Source organism: Microbacterium testaceum (genome assembly GCF_006539145.1).
GTDB classification, from domain to species: Bacteria; Actinomycetota; Actinomycetes; order Actinomycetales; family Microbacteriaceae; genus Microbacterium; species Microbacterium testaceum.
Map to the genome: position 1 here is coordinate 306,053 of NZ_BJML01000001.1, position 15,174 is coordinate 321,226.

The window sequence follows — 15,174 nt, forward strand, 5'->3', positions numbered from 1 at the left end:
TGCGTGGGTGGGGCGCGCGGGGAGGACTCGGCGTTCCGGATGCCGTGGGCTCGCGGCATCCGTCGCCCGGGTTTCGTCCCGCGGGGTGTGGTCGACGCATAAACGCTTTCTGCGCGTGGAAACGCGTGCTACTCGCGTTTACGCGTGTGGATCGCGTTTATGCGTGGGTGGGGCGCGCGGGGAGGACGGCGGAGACGAACGACGGCGCCGCGCCCCCGAGGGAGCGCGGCGCCGGTCGATCGGAACGCGACGTCAGCTGATCAGCAGCAACTGATGACCGGCGGCGACGGTGGTGCCGGCCGACGCATCGATGCTCGCGACGGTGCCGTCCTTGTGGGCCTGGATCGGCTGCTCCATCTTCATGGCCTCGAGCACGACCACCAGGTCGCCCTTGACGACCTGCTGACCCTCTTCGACGGCCACCTTGACGATCGTGGCCTGCATGGGGGACTTGACCGCGTCGCCGGTGGCGCCGGCGGCGGGCGAGGCCCCGTGCGAACGGCGCGTCGGGGGAGCGGCGGCCGGGCGACCGACCTGGGGAGCCGCGGCCGTGATCCGGTCGGGCAGGCTCACCTCGAGACGCTTGCCGGCCACCTCGACGACCACGGTGTGGCGGCCGGCGGCAGCGGCGGGAGCCTCGAGCTCGCCGTCCCACGCGGGGATGTCGTTAACGAACTCGGTCTCGATCCAGCGGGTGAAGACGCCGAACTCGCCGGTCTCGGCGGTGAAGGCGGGGTCGCGAACGACCTTGCGGTGGAAGGGCAGCACGGTCGGCATGCCGGCCACCTCGAACTCGTCGAGGGCGCGGCGCGCACGCTCGAGGGCCTCTGCGCGATCACGACCGGTGACGATGATCTTCGCCAACAGCGAGTCGAAGGCGCCCGAGACGCTGTCACCGGCGGTCACGCCGGAGTCGAGGCGGATGCCGGGGCCGCCGAACGTCTTGAAGACGTGGATGGGGCCGGGCTGGGGGAGGAAGTTGCGGCCCGGGTCCTCGCCGTTGATGCGGAACTCGATCGAGTGACCGACGGGGGCGGGGTCGTCGTAGCCGAGCTCCTCGCCCTCGGCGATGCGGAACTGCTCGCGCACGAGGTCGATGCCCGTGACCTCTTCGGACACCGGGTGCTCGACCTGCAGACGCGTGTTGACCTCGAGGAAGGAGATGGTTCCATCGGCGCCGATGAGGAACTCGCAGGTGCCCGCACCGACGTAGCCGACCTCTGTGAGGATGGCCTTGGATGCCGCATAGAGCACGGCGTTCTGGTCGTCGGTGAGGAACGGGGCGGGGGCTTCCTCGACGAGCTTCTGGTGGCGGCGCTGCAGCGAGCAGTCGCGGGTCGAGACGACGACGACGTTTCCCGCGGCATCGGCGAGGCACTGGGTCTCGACGTGGCGCGGTTTGTCGAGGTACTTCTCGACGAAGCACTCGCCGCGCCCGAAGGCGGCCACGGCCTCGCGCGTGGCCGACTCGAACATCTCGGCGACCTCGTCGAGCTCGCGGGCGACCTTGAGGCCGCGTCCGCCACCGCCGTAGGCGGCCTTGATGGCGATGGGCAGGCCCACCTGCTCGGCGAACGCGATGACCTCGTCGGCTCCCGACACGGGCCCGGGGGTTCCGGGGGCCAGCGGTGCACCGACCTTCTCGGCGACGTGGCGAGCGGTCACCTTGTCGCCGAGGGCCTCGATGGCATCGGGCGAGGGGCCGATCCACACGAGACCGGCACCGATCACGGCGCGGGCGAAGTCGGCGTTCTCGGCGAGGAAGCCGTAGCCGGGGTGGACGGCGTCGGCGCCGGAGCGGCGGGCGACCGAGAGGATCTTCTCGATCGACAGGTAGGTGTCGGCACTCGTCGACCCGTCGAGGGCGTACGCCTCGTCAGCGAGACGGGTGTGCAGGGCGTCACGGTCCTGATCGGCGTAGACGGCGACGGAAGCCTTCCCCGAATCACGGGCGGCGCGGATGACTCGGACGGCGATCTCGCCGCGGTTGGCGACAAGGACCTTGGCGATCTTCGGCATCCTCCCAGCCTATCGAGGGGGCACCCCCGGCTTTTGACCCTCCTCGACAAGAAACGCCGAAAAACGTGTGGGGGAGTCTACGAACGGTTCCACAGTGCGGTCCACGAACCGCCGAGCTCGCGGACGAGGCCCCGGACGGTCGACAGCGACATCCCGACCACCGTGGAGGGGTCGCCCTCGACACGCTCGATAAAGGCGCCCCCGAGGCTGTCGACGGTGAAGGCCCCCGCCACGAGCAGCGGTTCGCCGCTGGCGACGTAGGCGGCGATCTCGTGCTCGTCGACGTCGCCGGCGAAGGTCACCGAGGCCTCCGCCACGGCGTGCGCCTCGCGCGGTGCGCTGCCGGGGGACAGGCGGAACACGCTGTGACCGGAGTGCAGCACGCCCGTGCGCCCGCGCATGTCGAGCCAGCGGGCGGTGGCGGCTTCCGGCGTGTAGGGCTTGCCGAGGATCTCGTCGCCGAGCGCGAACATCGAGTCGCCCCCGATGACGAATCCGTCGAAGTCCGGCTCCTCCGCGTGCAGTCGGCGCGCGACGTCTTCGGCCTTGCGGCGAGCGAGCAGCAGCACGTGCTCCGCCGCGGGAAGCCGCCGCCCCTCGGCGGCCTCGACCGCGGCGACCGCGGCCTCTTCGTCAACCTGAGGCGCGCGCGCTTCGGGCTCGATCCCCGCCTGCCGCAGCAGCATCAGACGGGCCGGAGAGGTGGATGCCAGACACACGCGCATGCGACAACGCTACCGACGCGCGGGCCCGGTCATGGCGCCCGGCTCGCTCCCGGTCGCATGTGACAGGCTCGGAGCATGCACGACGGCGACCTCATCGAACTCGACATCACCGGTATCGCCCACGGCGGTGTGTTCGTCGGCCGGCACGAGGGGCGCGTTGTCTTCGTCTCCGACACCCTGCCGGGCGAACGCGTCCGCGCGCGGCTGACCGATACGCGCAAGAAGGCCTTCTGGCGCGCCGAGGCCGTCGAGGTCGTGGATGCCGCGCCCGAGCGACGCCCGCACGTGTGGCGTTCGGCCGACATCGACGTGGATCCCGCGGAGCGCGTGGGCGGTGCCGAGTTCGGCCACATCGAGCTGTCGCACCAGCGCTCGTTGAAGGAGCGCGTCGTGCGCGAGGCGATGGAGCGCGTGGGGCGCCTCGAGCTGCCCATCGATGTGCGTCCCGCCGGGGATGCGGATCACCCCGAGACCGCCGACGGAACGGGATGGCGCACCCGTGTGAGCCTGCACGTCGACGGTCAGGGCCGTGTCGGTGCGTATGCCGCACGCTCGCACCACGTCGTGGAGACGCCCGACCTGCCGCTCGCGACCGAGGCGGTCGCCCGTGCGGCCGCCGAGGTGCGCGCGGCGGCACGACCCGGGCGCATCGACCTCGTCCAGCCCGCCGACGGACGCGTCCGGGTCCTCGCGCGGCCCGACGGCGAGCGCTCGAGCGCCGCGCCCGAGGTCGTCGACGAAATCGTGGGCGAGCGCGTCTTCCGCGTCGACGCCGGGGGCTTCTGGCAGGTGCACCGCCTCGCCGCCCAGACCCTGACCACTTTCGTGAAGGCGGAACTCACCGCGTCCCTGGGCGAACTCGACCCCGAGGCGACGCACCTCGACCTCTATGGCGGAGTCGGCCTCTTCGCCGCGTCCCTCGGCGAGCTGGGCGGGGCGTCCACGCGCGTCGTCAGCGTGGAGTCGGATCCCCGCGCGACGGAGCACGCCGGAGAGAACCTCGCCGAGTGGGTCGGCGCGCGCGCCGAGACGTCCCGGGTCGATCGGTATGTGCAGAACCTCGCCGCCGGTGCCTCCGAGCGCGAACGCGAACGCCTCACGCGCGGTGTCGTGCTGCTGGATCCGCCGCGTGCGGGTGCAGGGCGCGCGGCCGTGGAGGGTATCGCGGCCCTGTCTCCTTCGGCGGTCGTCTATGTCGCGTGCGATCCCGTCGCCCTCGCCCGTGATCTCGCGCTGTTCGCCGAACTCGGCTATCGGGCGGAGCGCGGCATCCGGGGCGTGGATCTCTTCCCGAACTCGCATCATGTCGAGGCCGTCACGGTCCTGCGCCGCTGACGCGCCGGACCGCGACATCGCTTCCGGCTCCGCACGCCCCCGCGCCGATACGATGTGACAATGACGCGCGTCGCCCTGATCGATGACCACGAGTCGGTCCGACTCGGGTTGGAGGCCGCGCTCGCGCGCACCGAAGCCACCGAGGTCGTCTTCTCGGGTGCGAACGTGGCCTCGTACCTGTCGTGGCGCCGGGCTGCGGCGGCGACTCCCGCCGACGTCGTCGTGCTCGATCTGACGCTCGGCGACGGGACGACGGTCTCGGAGAACGTCGACCGCGTCGTCCGCGACGGTTCGAGCGTGATCATCCACAGCGTCGCCGACCGCGCCGCCGCGGTGCGCGAGGCGCTCGCCGCCGGTGCCGCGGGGATCGTCAGCAAGTCGTCGCCGACGCACGAGGTGCTCGGTGCCATCAGTACCGTCGCCCGCGGCGAGGTGCTCGACAACGTGGAGTGGGCCAGCGCCGTCGAGGGCGATCGCGAGTTCGCCGACGCGCAGCTCTCGACCCGCGAACGAGAGGTTCTTCGCCTGTACGCCGCCGGCCTCCCGTTGAAGGCGGTGGCCGACAGACTGGGTGTCGCCTACTCCACCGCCAAAGAGAACATCACCCGCGTCCGCGTGAAGTACGTCGAGGTGGGGCGCCCGGCACCGACCAAGGTCGATCTGCTGCGCCGTGCCATGGAAGACGGCATCCTGCAGGACGCACCCGATGGCGCTCCCGGCCATGGCTGACACCCGCCGGTCCGTGCTCGACGAGGCGTGGGGACGCATCCCGCACACGCGTGAGGGGCAGGCGGAGCAGGGGGCGTTCACTCAGACGCGCATCGAGCGCGTCATCACGCTCATCGTGGGGCCGGGTTCGCTCGTGCTGGGCCTTCAGGCGTTCGTCGCCGCGTTCGGCCTCGGCGACGAGGCCGCGGGATGGCACACGCCCCTCGTCCTCGCGGTCTTCGTCCCCCTGATGGCCATGATCGTGGCCTGTACCGTGGGCCGGTTCGCGCGGGTGTTCTCGGGCGTTTTCGCGGTGGTCTTCCTGCTCGCCCTGGCGCTCTGGCCGATCGCGACATCCGGCGGCCCGACACCGGTGCCCACCGAGAATCCCTGGATCTTCTACCTCATCAACGTCGCCACCGTGGCGACCGTGGTCGCTTTTCCCCTCTCTTTGCAGATCGCGTGGACGGTCGCGGCCCCACTCCTGTTCGGCGTGGTCCGCCTGCTGCAGGCCGGTGGCCGCAGCGAGTTCTTCGTTCCGATCGCCCTCGACGTCTCGTTCGCCCTCATCCTGGGCAGCGTCCTGGTGACCCTCGGCTGGATGTACCGCTCCATCGCCGCGAACGTGGACCAGGCCCGCGCTTCGGCGGTGTCGAGCTACGCGGCGGCTGCCGCGACCGCCGCGACGGAGCACGAGCGCGTCGCCGTGGCGGCCCTCATGCACGACAGCGTGCTGGGGGCTCTGCTCGCGGCGGACCGCGCGACCACCCCTCGCGAGCGCACCCTCGCGGTCAGCATGGCGCGCGAGGCGCTCACGCGACTGGCCAACGCCGAGAAGGATTCGCTCGAGGGCAGCGACGAACCCGTGTCCGCCCTGCGACTGGCCGACGACATCGAAGCGGCCGCCGAGGACCTCGGTGTCGATCTGACCGTGATCCGCCACGTCGACGAGGGCACCCCGCACGTGCCGGGCCGCATCGCGCGTGCTCTCGTGCTCGCGGCGATGCAGGCGGTCGCCAACGCGGTCCAGCACGCCGACGCTCAGGGGCTCACCGTGCAGTTGACCGGCTACGCCTCTCCGGGAAGCGTCTCGGTGCGCGTGCGCGATACCGGACCCGGCTTCGACATCGCCTCGATACCGGCCGACCGTCTCGGCATCCGCGGTTCGATCAACGCCCGTCTCGCAGCCGTCGGCGGTCGCAGCGAGATCGACTCGCACGCTGGCGGAACCACCGTGACCCTCGAGTGGGAGAGCGGTGACCGCTGGTGACCGTTCGCTCCATCCTGTCGGTCATCGGTCTCGCCTTCACCGCCTATCTCGCCGCGCGCGGCCTCATCTGGACCTCGCCGGAGACCGTCGTGCGCGGATGGCTGATCGTCGCGGCCCTGGTGATCTATCTGCCCGTGACGTGGTTGTGGATCTTCGCGATCGGCGCGCGCGACCGGCGCGGACAGTCCTCGTCCGGGACGCGGGCACGGCTTCCCGCGTGGGGCGTCGCCCTCGCCCTCATCGTCGCGGTGGTCGTCTCGAACGCGTCGTTCCTCGCCGTGACCGAAGCCGGTCGTACGCAGCCGTTCGTCACCTGGGTGATCGGCGGGATCGGTGCACTCATGACCATCGTCATGGTGCGGCGACGCCCCATCGTCGCGTGGATCGGAATGCTCATCCTGGCGGTCTCCACCTCGTTCTGGCTCGGGCCGCTCCAGGCGCTCAGCCTCGGTCTTGTGGGCTCGATCGTCTGGGTCACGGCGGCGCAGCTGGTGACCATCGCCCTCGACCGTGCGGCCCGTGACGCCGAGCGCCTCGCCGAGCTCCAGCAGGCGGCATCCGCGTGGCAGGCCTCGCAGAGCGGCCGTCAGCGCGAGCGTCGACTCCACGTCCAGCGGGCGCTCCAGGCGGCGGGGCCGATCCTGGCCCGCACGATCGAGAACGGCGGCAACCTGCGCCCCGCGGACAAGCAGGCCGCCCGGCGCGCCGAGGCGAGCCTGCGCGACGAACTGCGCGGGAACCGGCTCCTCGACGACGGCGTCCGCGCCGAGATCGACGCCGCACGCCGCCGCGGCTCCGCGGTGAGCCTCTTCGACGAGGGCGGCCTCGAGGGGCTCGGCGCCGCCGACTTGAACGGCATCCGCGCCGAGCTGGCCGAGATCCTGCGCGAGGCGTTGTCGGAACGCGTGATCATCCGCACCTCGCCGCACCACGAGATCGCCGTCACGATCGTGGGTCGCTCCGCCGCCGGCAGCGCCGGGGGAGACGACGACCAGGTCGATCTCTGGCGCGAGATCCGTCGCCCTCGCTGACCGCCATCCGAGGCGCGCCCCTTCGCCGACAACGGACGACTCGCCGACCCGGCGGTCGATGCGGCACCGTGCGCGCGGCCGGCGGCGACGACGTGAGGGGGGTCCGTCGACGCTGCCATGCCCTCCGCGGGGGAAGAGATGAGGGTGAGGGGCGGCGAATGCGCCTGCCCCTCACCCGTGCGAACGGTTACCCGAAAACCGTCCGCGCGGCCGAATCCGGCTCTAAGGAGCGGTCCGGCCGAACGCGTGATGCGTTCCAGCTCCTCCAGTATTCGGCAGTGTCCCCGAGTCGTCTGTAGGTATTTCGGGGGACATTCCGTACGGATGTCAGCCGGTGAAACCGTGCCACCCCGCGGTGCGGTTCAGCGGGGTCCGCAGACCCCGCGCCGACAGCTCCCAGCGTGAGCGCGGAACGTCGTCCGGAACGGTGGCGTCGGCCACCTCGCGCACGTACGCTTCACCGACCACGACGATCGCTGCAGCCAACTCCTCCTCGGTGGGCGTGCCGCGGACGACCTCCGCCACGAATGGGCGGGGGGCGTCGGCGTCGAGGGCGTCGCTCACAGCGGGATGTTCCCGTGCTTCTTCGCGGGCAGGCTGGCGCGTTTGTTGCGCAGGGCCCGCAGTGCCTTGGCGATCGAGACGCGGGTCTGCGCCGGCTCGATGATCCCGTCGAGCTCGCCGCGCTCGGCGGCCAGGAACGGGGATGCCACGTTGTACGTGTACTCGTTCGCGAGGCGCGTGCGGACGGCGGCGACGTCTTCGCCGGCCTCCTCGGCGCGCTTGATCTCGCCGCGGTAGAGGATGTTCACCGCACCCTGACCGCCCATGACGGCGATCTCGGCGGTGGGCCACGCGAGGTTGATGTCGGCCCCGAGCTGCTTGGAGCCCATCACGATGTACGCGCCGCCGTAGGCCTTGCGCAAAATCACGGTGACCAGCGGCACGGTGGCCTCGGCATACGCGTAGAGCAGCTTGGCGCCGCGGCGGATGACGCCGGTCCACTCCTGGTCGGTGCCGGGGAGGTACCCGGGCACGTCGACGAGCGTGACGATCGGCACCGAGAACGCGTCGCAGAACCGCACGAACCGGCTCGCCTTCTCGCCCGCGTCGATGTTGAGCGTGCCGGCCATCTGCGAGGGCTGGTTGGCGATGACGCCGACGGTACGCCCCTCGATGCGGCCGAAGCCGATCACGATGTTCGGCGCGAACAGCGGCTGCACCTCGAGGAACTCCGCGGCATCCACGATCCCGTCGATCACGGTGTGGATGTCGTACGGCTGGTTGGGGGAGTCGGGGATGACCGTGTTCAGCGAGCGGTCGGCATCCGTCGTCTCGAACTCGAAGGGAGTGTCGTAGACGGGGATCTCGGCGAGATTGTTGTCGGGGAGGTAGCTGATGAGGCCCCGCGCGTAGTCGATCGCGTCGTCCTCGTCGTCGGCCAGATAGTGCGCGACGCCCGATCGGGTGTTGTGGGTGTGGGCTCCGCCGAGTTCTTCCATGCCGACGTCTTCGCCGGTGACGGTCTTGATCACGTCGGGGCCGGTGACGAACATCTGGCTGGTCTTGTCGACCATGATGACGAAGTCGGTGAGGGCGGGGGAGTACACCGCTCCTCCGGCGGCCGGGCCCATGATGATCGAGATCTGCGGGATGACTCCCGAGGCGGCGGTGTTCAGCCGGAAGATCTCGCCGTACTTGCCGAGCGCCACGACGCCCTCCTGGATGCGGGCGCCGCCCGAGTCCAGGATGCCGATGATCGGGATGCCGCTGCGCAGAGCCAGCTCCATCACCTTGATGATCTTGTCGCCGGCCACCTCGCCGAGAGAACCGCCGAACGTGGAGAAGTCCTGCGCGTAGACCGCGACGGTGCGGCCGTGGATCGTACCGGTTCCGGTCACGACGGAGTCGCCGTAGGGACGGGACTTGTCCATGCCGAAGGCAGTGGTGCGGTGGCGCACGTACTCGTCGAGCTCGACGAAGGAGCCGGGGTCGACCAGCATCTCGAGGCGCTCGCGGGCGGTGAGCTTGCCCTTCGCGTGCTGCTTGTCGCGTGCGGCGGCTTCGGCATCGACGACCGCCTCCTGGAACCTGCTGCGGAGGTCTGCGATCTTGCCGGCGGTGGTGAAGAGATCGGGCTGGTCGGTCACGCTTTCCACCCTAGCGATCGCATCGCCGCCCGCGTTGGAGGGTGCGCACAAGCGAATGCGCGGGGCGCTGTGGCATCCGCCTATCCCTCCGCGTGCATCCCGGCAGCGATGGACGCAAGTGGATGCCGTGGAGCGGACCCGTTCCCTAGGGTGTGCTCATGCCCATCCCCGCCGCCGGATACCCCCGAGCCGCCGCCCACAGCCCCCGCGTGCAGGTCGTCGAGACGACCGACTCCACCAACGCCGACGTGATCGCCGCGGTCACGGCCGACCCGGCCGGCTGGCCGCACCTCTCGCTGCTGGTGACCGACGATCAGCGCGCCGGGCGCGGGCGCCTCGACCGCACCTGGACCGCCCCGGCCGGGACGGCCCTCGCGGTCTCGGTGGTCGTCGACGCCACGATGATCCCCGCGGAGCAGCGCGGCTGGATCCCGCTCGCTGCGGGAGCGGCGATGACCCGCGCCGTGGGCGCCCAGCTCACGGGCCACGGTGGGACGGCCGAGCTGAAGTGGCCGAACGACGTGCTCGTCGACGGCGGCAAGATCTGCGGCATCCTGGCCGAGGTCGTCCCCGGTGCCCCCGACACCGTCGTCGTGGGGGCCGGGGTGAACACCCGCATGAGCCGAGCCGATCTCCCGGTGACGACCGCGACCTCGTTCGCGGCGATCGGCGCGGACTGCGACGATGACCGGCTGCTCGCCGACTATCTGGACGATTTCGGCAAGACCCTCGCGCGCCTCGTGCACGACGACGTCGAGCGCGTGCACCACGAGATCGAGAAGCTGTGCGCCACGGTCGGCAAAGAGGTGACCGTGGCCATGCCCGACGGTTCGGCGCTCCACGGCACCGCCGCGCGTCTCGACCGCGACGGTCGGCTCGTCGTCGAGTCCGGAACCATCGAGACCGTCGTCTCGGCCGGTGACGTGGTCCACGTGCGCTGACGGTGCCGCGCTCCGCGTGGCACCGGGGCGACCGGGCCCGCGCGTCGCACAATGAGAGCGTGACCCAGCCGTCGAACTCGATCGGGCGCCCGCGCACGCCGGCGCCGGGCACGGCCGCGCCCGAACTGCGCATCGCGCGCCTGCGCTCGCACGCGCGGCGACTCTTCTGGTCGGCCCTCGTGCTCATCGGCGTCGCGGGGGCGACCGCGTACTTCTACGACAACCTGCCGGCGCCGTACGAGAACTGGATGCTGCTGACGGCCGCGGGCGTGCTCGTGCTGCTGCTGGTGGTGATCCCGTATGCGGTGTGGCTGTCGCACACGTGGACCATCACCACGCGCCGCGTGATCGAGCGCTCGGGACCCTTCGGGGCGAACCGCCGCGAGATCTCGCACGTGCGCGGGTACGCGATCCAGATGCGCCGCGGCATCCTGCAGCGGCTGTGGGGGGCAGGGACCCTCTCGCTGTCGAACGGCGTGGAGCCGGCGCTGCGTATGAAGAACATCCCGCACGCGGTCCTCGTGCACGAGACGCTCGTCGATCAGGTCGAGGTGAACCAGATCCTCGCGCACCGCGACGCGCAGACCTTCGGCTCGGGGGCCGTCGGCGGGGTCTGAGCACCGACCTCGCGTCACCCCGGTACCCGGCTCGCGTCCCCGCGGGTGTCCAGACAGAATGGATGCCGACGGAAGGAGCGGCATGGCGCTGCGAGTCGGAGTGGTCGGTGGCGGACAGCTGGCGCGGATGATGATCGCGCCCGCCGTGGAGCTCGGGATCGAGATCCGTGTCCTCGCGGAGGACGAGGGCATGTCGGCGGCGCTCGCCGCCACGGCCGTCGGCGACTACCGCGACGCCGAGACGGTGCTGGCCTTCGCCCGCGACGTGGACGTCATCACCTTCGACCACGAGCACGTTCCGCAGGACGTGCTGGCCGCCCTCGTCGATGCCGGCGTTGCGGTGCACCCCGGTCCCGCACCCCTCGGCGTCGCGCAGGACAAGCTGGTCATGCGCGCGAAGATGGCCGAACTCGGACTCCCGCAGCCCGACTGGGCGGCGGTCTCGACGGCATCCGAGCTGCAGGACTTCCTCGACGCTCATGGCGGTCGTGCCGTCGTGAAGACGCCGCGGGGCGGATACGACGGCAAGGGCGTGCGCGTGGTCTCGGCGGCGACCGAAGCCGATGACTGGTTCGCCGCTCTCTCCGAGGACGGCAACGGGGGTTCGCTGCTGGTCGAGGAGCTCGTCGACTTCACGCGTGAACTCGCCCAGCAGGTGGCCCGGCGTCCCTCGGGCGAGGTCCGCGCCTACCCCGTGGTCGAGACCGTGCAGCGCGACGGCGTGTGCGCCGAGGTCGTCGCCCCCGCTCCTCGCGCGGACGCGCGCGTACAGCGCGTGGCCGCCGAGATCGGCGTCGCCGTCGCCGAGGGGCTCGGTGTCACGGGCATGCTCGCCGTCGAGCTCTTCGAGACGAGCGATGAGCGCATCCTCATCAACGAGCTCGCCATGCGCCCGCACAACAGCGGCCACTGGACACAGGACGGCGCCGTCACCAGCCAGTTCGAGCAGCACCTGCGCGCGGTGCTGGATCTGCCCCTCGGATCGACGGATGCCGTGGCCCCGTGGTCGGTCATGATCAACGTCTTGGGCGGTCCGACCGAGGGAACGCTCGACGAGCGCTTCGCCGCGGCCATGGCCGCGCACCCCTCCGCGAAGATCCACACCTACGGCAAGGCCCCGCGCCCGGGCCGCAAGGTCGGGCACGTCAACGTCGCAGGCAGCGACCTCGACGACGTCGTCTACGAGGGTCGCGCCGCCGCCGCGTTCTTCGACTGAGCGCGGCCAGTGAGCGCGCCGTTCCGAGATCTTCCAGCGAGTCGACCTACCCTGGACCGGTGACCCGGCCGCTGCATTCTTCCGAGACGCCCGTGGTCGGCGTCGTCATGGGCTCCGACTCCGACTGGCGCGTGATGAACGCCGCCAGCGAGGTGCTGACCGAGTTCGGCATCCCGCACGAGGTCGAGGTGGTCTCGGCCCATCGCACTCCCGACAAGCTCGTCCGCTACGGCCGTGAAGCGCGTGCGCGCGGTGTGCGCGCCATCATCGCCGGGGCCGGCGGTGCCGCGCACCTCCCGGGCATGTTGGCCTCCGTCACCGCCCTCCCCGTCATCGGCGTCCCCGTGCAGCTGGCGACGCTCGACGGCCTCGACTCGCTGCTCTCGATCGTGCAAATGCCCGCGGGGATCCCCGTCGCGACCGTCTCGATCAACGGGGCCAAGAACGCGGGCCTCTTGGCGGCCCGGATCCTGGGCAGCGCCGACGCCGACCTCGCTGAGCGCGTCGAGGCGTATGCACGTGACCTCGAGGCGCAGGTCGAGGAGAAGAACCGACGTCTGAAGGATTCCCTATGACGCTCGCGGCCGCCCGCCCCCGCTCGAGGGCGCACGTCGTCGAGCAGCGTCCGATGCGCCACCCCGATGCCACGTCGTTGCCCGTGATGACGCGCCGCGGGTGGTGGCTCGTGGCACTGAACTTCCTGCTTCCCGGATCCGCCCAGGTGCTGGCCGGCAACAGGCGGCTGGGCCGGTTCGGTCTCGGAGCGACCCTGGCGATGTGGACGATCCTCGTGCTCACGGGCCTCGGGGCGCTTCTCATGCCCAGCGGCCTGTTCGCGCTGGCCACCGGGTCGTTCATCCCCGATTTCCTGTCGTGGTTCCGCCCCCTGCCGCTGACCCTCGTGCAGATCGCCCTCGTCGGCTATGTCGTGCTGTGGGTCGTGCTGACCATCGACACGCTGCGACTCGTTCGACTCGTGAAGGTCGGGCCCCTGTCTCGCGTGGCCATGGCGATCCTCTCCGTGGCCCTCCTCGTGCTCTCCGGATCGGGGGCGGCGTGGGCGGCCCAGGCGGCCGGGACGACGCGCGACGCCTTCTCGGAGCTCTTCGCGGAATCGGCACCCGTCGTGCCGCCATCCGACGGTTATTACAACATCCTCTTGCTCGGCGCCGACTCCGGTGAGGGACGGGACTCGATGCGCTTCGACAGCATCTCGGTCGTCTCGATCAACGCCGACACCGGCGCGACCACCATCACCGGCATTCCGCGCGACATGCCGCACTTCCCGTTCGCGCCGGGACCCATGCAGGACAAGTACCCGGACGGTCACACCGGCCATGCGAACGCGACCTGCGGCTGGGGGAGCGGAATCAATCAGCTCCGCACCGAGGTCGAGGTGTGCCAGGACGGCAACACGCTCTACCCGAACGCGGTGTCCCAGGGGTCCGAGCCTGGCATCGAGGCGACGAAGGATGCCGCCGAGGGGATCATGGGCATCCAGATCCCGTACTACGTGCTGATCGACATGAAGGGCTTCGCCGACCTCGTCGACGCGCTGGGCGGCGTCGACATCGACGTCAAGGAGCGTCTCCCCAAGGGCGGTCCCGCCTACGACGGCCAGCCGGTCGACGACTGGGCCTTCGGCTGGGTCGAGCCCGGCCAGCAGCACATGAACGGCGACACCGCGCAGTGGTACGCCCGCTCGCGCTACACGACGAGCGACTTCGACCGCATGCGCCGCCAGCGCGAGCTGCAGGAGGCCATCCTCGCGCAGACCACCCCGCAGAACGTGCTCACGCACTTCCAGGATGTCGCTGCCGCGGGCACCAACATCGTCCAGACCGACCTGCCCCAGGGGCTCATCGCCCCGACCCTGGTGAACCTGGCTCTCAAGGCCAAGGACCAGCCGGTCGGAACGCTCGAGCTGACGCCGGCGGGCGGCGTCGACGAGTTCGACCCGGACTATGCCCAGGTGCAGAAGATGGTGCACGACAAGCTGCACCCGCCGACCGAGACGGAGGCGCCCTCCTCGTGACCGTGACCCTGCGCGTCGTGCTGGACCAGCTCGTCGCCCCGACCTCCCGCGACCTCGCCGAGGCCTCGGCCTCGCTGACCGAGGCCCTCATCGCCACCGCCCCCCGGGGCTGCGACGTGGGTGCCATCGTGCCCTCGCCGGGTATCGCCGACGATGAGGCCATCGCGGGTCTCAGCTCCGAGACGCGTCTGTCGATGCGCCGCCGCGAGCTCGCGGCATCCTGGCAGCTCGGGGTGGCTCCCGGCATCGGCAAGGGACTCATCCACTCGCCGACCCCGCTGGCGCCTCTCGTCCGACACGATCGCGTGAACGAGACGCACCAGATCGTGGTGACCCTGTGGGATCTCCGGGCGTGGGAGAGCCCCGAGGAGCTGCCCAAGGCCGAGGTCCTCGCCGCTCGCGCGCTGCTGTCGCGGGTGGGTAAGCACGCCGACGCGGTCATCGTCCCCACTCATGCGATGGCGGAGCGCCTCGCGGAGGTCGCGAAATCCAAGCTCGTGAAGAAGGTTCGCGTGATCGGCGGTGCCCCCGCCGCGGGGCTGCGCGTGCCGTCGGACGCGGTGGGGCGCCTGCGCGCCCTCGATCTGCCGCAGACCTTCGTCGTCGCCGCCGGAGGGAGCGCGGCCTCCGACGCCCTCGACGTCGCCTTCTCCGCCGTGGTCGACTCGGGCTGGGAGGGCGACGTCGTCGTCCTCGACGTTCCCGAGGGGGACGAACGGGCCATCGCCGACCTCGCCTCCGCCGCCGGCCTCGCCGAGGGACGCGTCCACGCCCGCGGCTCCCTCGACCGCTGGGACCGTGCGGCGGTGCTCTCGCACGCGACGGCATTCGTGACGGCGTGCACCCGGGCCGATTGGCCGTGGCGGGCGGTCGACGCCCTCACGGTGGGTGTCCCCATCGCCGCCGTCGACACCCCCGTGCTGCGCGAGGTGCTGGCCGATGCCGCCGCTCTCGCTCCCTCCGACGGGCTCGGTGCCGCTCTCTCCCGCGCCGTGGGTGAGGACGCCGAGCGCCTGCGCGTGCTGGCCGGCGACCGGGCGAAGGGATTCGCGTGGCGGGCCTCGGCCGAGCGGGTGTGGGCGCTGCACGCAGAGCTGTGACGCGGACGGCGGCTTCTACTATGGAGC

14 protein-coding genes are annotated in these 15,174 nt (G+C 71.1%); 10 read left to right on the forward strand and 4 right to left on the reverse strand.

The window, feature by feature from the left end; genetic code table 11:
* Nucleotides 1–252: 252 nt before the first annotated feature.
* A complete protein-coding gene (locus MTE01_RS01550; RefSeq protein ID WP_103206535.1) occupies nucleotides 253–2,019 on the reverse strand; it encodes an ATP-binding protein in 1,767 nt (588 codons plus the stop codon).
* A gap of 77 nt (nucleotides 2,020–2,096) precedes the next feature.
* Entirely contained in the window at nucleotides 2,097–2,744 is a 648-nt protein-coding gene (locus MTE01_RS01555) for a Maf family protein (protein ID WP_141375341.1), read from the reverse strand.
* 75 nt (nucleotides 2,745–2,819) lie between these two features.
* Here MTE01_RS01555 and MTE01_RS01560 point away from each other — a divergent pair, with 75 nt between their 5' ends.
* The 4 genes from MTE01_RS01560 to MTE01_RS01575 are packed head-to-tail and all read left to right on the forward strand — an operon-like array spanning nucleotide 2,820 to nucleotide 7,088.
* The gene (locus MTE01_RS01560) at nucleotides 2,820–4,079 is read left to right on the forward strand and encodes a class I SAM-dependent RNA methyltransferase (RefSeq protein WP_141375343.1); all 1,260 of its coding nucleotides are present in this window, start codon (nucleotides 2,820–2,822) and stop codon (nucleotides 4,077–4,079) included.
* 60 nt (nucleotides 4,080–4,139) lie between these two features.
* A complete protein-coding gene (locus MTE01_RS01565; protein ID WP_103206532.1) occupies nucleotides 4,140–4,808 on the forward strand; it encodes a response regulator transcription factor in 669 nt (222 codons plus the stop codon).
* Nucleotides 4,801–6,057: an ATP-binding protein gene (locus MTE01_RS01570; RefSeq protein WP_246077937.1), complete on the forward strand. Its 1,257-nt coding sequence runs from the start codon at nucleotides 4,801–4,803 to the stop codon at nucleotides 6,055–6,057. The genes MTE01_RS01565 and MTE01_RS01570 overlap by 8 nt, the downstream gene beginning before the upstream one ends.
* Nucleotides 6,054–7,088: a hypothetical protein gene (locus MTE01_RS01575; RefSeq protein ID WP_141375345.1), complete on the forward strand. Its 1,035-nt coding sequence runs from the start codon at nucleotides 6,054–6,056 to the stop codon at nucleotides 7,086–7,088. The genes MTE01_RS01570 and MTE01_RS01575 overlap by 4 nt, the downstream gene beginning before the upstream one ends.
* Nucleotides 7,089–7,415: 327 nt before the next feature.
* Here the strand turns inward: MTE01_RS01575 and MTE01_RS01580 are convergent, their stop codons facing one another.
* Both MTE01_RS01580 and MTE01_RS01585 read right to left on the reverse strand, forming a co-directional pair.
* Nucleotides 7,416–7,652 carry an acyl-CoA carboxylase subunit epsilon gene (locus tag MTE01_RS01580; RefSeq protein ID WP_116238532.1) on the reverse strand — a complete coding sequence of 79 codons (237 nt, stop codon included), beginning with the start codon at nucleotides 7,650–7,652 and terminating at the stop codon, nucleotides 7,416–7,418.
* On the reverse strand, nucleotides 7,649–9,238 hold the full coding sequence (locus MTE01_RS01585; protein WP_371861583.1) for an acyl-CoA carboxylase subunit beta: 1,590 nt from the start codon (nucleotides 9,236–9,238) through the stop codon (nucleotides 7,649–7,651). Before MTE01_RS01585 ends, MTE01_RS01580 begins: the two co-directional genes overlap by 4 nt.
* Nucleotides 9,239–9,396: 158 nt before the next feature.
* Here MTE01_RS01585 and MTE01_RS01590 point away from each other — a divergent pair, with 158 nt between their 5' ends.
* The 6 genes from MTE01_RS01590 to MTE01_RS01615 all read left to right on the forward strand — a co-directional run bounded on the left by MTE01_RS01590 (nucleotide 9,397) and on the right by MTE01_RS01615 (nucleotide 15,147).
* A complete protein-coding gene (locus tag MTE01_RS01590) occupies nucleotides 9,397–10,179 on the forward strand; it encodes a biotin--[acetyl-CoA-carboxylase] ligase (RefSeq protein ID WP_116238888.1) in 783 nt (260 codons plus the stop codon).
* A 59-nt stretch (nucleotides 10,180–10,238) separates the two neighbouring features.
* On the forward strand, nucleotides 10,239–10,796 hold the full coding sequence (locus MTE01_RS01595; protein WP_103206528.1) for a PH domain-containing protein: 558 nt from the start codon (nucleotides 10,239–10,241) through the stop codon (nucleotides 10,794–10,796).
* Between the two features lie 82 nt (nucleotides 10,797–10,878).
* Complete coding sequence (locus tag MTE01_RS01600; RefSeq protein WP_141375347.1) at nucleotides 10,879–12,012, forward strand: 5-(carboxyamino)imidazole ribonucleotide synthase; 1,134 nt, start codon at nucleotides 10,879–10,881, stop codon at nucleotides 12,010–12,012.
* Nucleotides 12,013–12,119: 107 nt separating this feature from the next.
* On the forward strand, nucleotides 12,120–12,587 hold the full coding sequence (gene purE / locus MTE01_RS01605; protein ID WP_141375837.1) for a 5-(carboxyamino)imidazole ribonucleotide mutase: 468 nt from the start codon (nucleotides 12,120–12,122) through the stop codon (nucleotides 12,585–12,587).
* Nucleotides 12,584–14,047, forward strand: coding sequence for an LCP family protein (locus MTE01_RS01610; RefSeq protein ID WP_141375349.1), 1,464 nt, complete (start codon nucleotides 12,584–12,586; stop codon nucleotides 14,045–14,047). Before purE ends, MTE01_RS01610 begins: the two co-directional genes overlap by 4 nt.
* Nucleotides 14,044–15,147, forward strand: a complete 1,104-nt coding sequence (locus MTE01_RS01615; protein WP_141375351.1) for a glycosyltransferase family protein — start codon at nucleotides 14,044–14,046, stop codon at nucleotides 15,145–15,147. The genes MTE01_RS01610 and MTE01_RS01615 overlap by 4 nt, the downstream gene beginning before the upstream one ends.
* Nucleotides 15,148–15,174 lie beyond the last annotated feature (27 nt).

Bases quoted from the DNA above. Each gene is read 5' to 3' on its own strand.
- MTE01_RS01550 (WP_103206535.1), bottom strand. From the start codon at position 2,019: ATGCCGAAGATCGCCAAGGTCCTTGTCGCCAACCGCGGCGAGATCGCC.
- MTE01_RS01555 (WP_141375341.1), bottom strand. From the start codon at position 2,744: ATGCGCGTGTGTCTGGCATCCACCTCTCCGGCCCGTCTGATGCTGCTG.
- MTE01_RS01560 (WP_141375343.1), top strand. From the start codon at position 2,820: ATGCACGACGGCGACCTCATCGAACTCGACATCACCGGTATCGCCCAC.
- MTE01_RS01565 (WP_103206532.1), top strand. From the start codon at position 4,140: ATGACGCGCGTCGCCCTGATCGATGACCACGAGTCGGTCCGACTCGGG.
- MTE01_RS01570 (WP_246077937.1), top strand. From the start codon at position 4,801: ATGGCTGACACCCGCCGGTCCGTGCTCGACGAGGCGTGGGGACGCATC.
- MTE01_RS01590 (WP_116238888.1), top strand. From the start codon at position 9,397: ATGCCCATCCCCGCCGCCGGATACCCCCGAGCCGCCGCCCACAGCCCC.
- MTE01_RS01600 (WP_141375347.1), top strand. From the start codon at position 10,879: ATGGCGCTGCGAGTCGGAGTGGTCGGTGGCGGACAGCTGGCGCGGATG.
- purE (WP_141375837.1), top strand. From the start codon at position 12,120: ATGGGCTCCGACTCCGACTGGCGCGTGATGAACGCCGCCAGCGAGGTG.
- MTE01_RS01610 (WP_141375349.1), top strand. From the start codon at position 12,584: ATGACGCTCGCGGCCGCCCGCCCCCGCTCGAGGGCGCACGTCGTCGAG.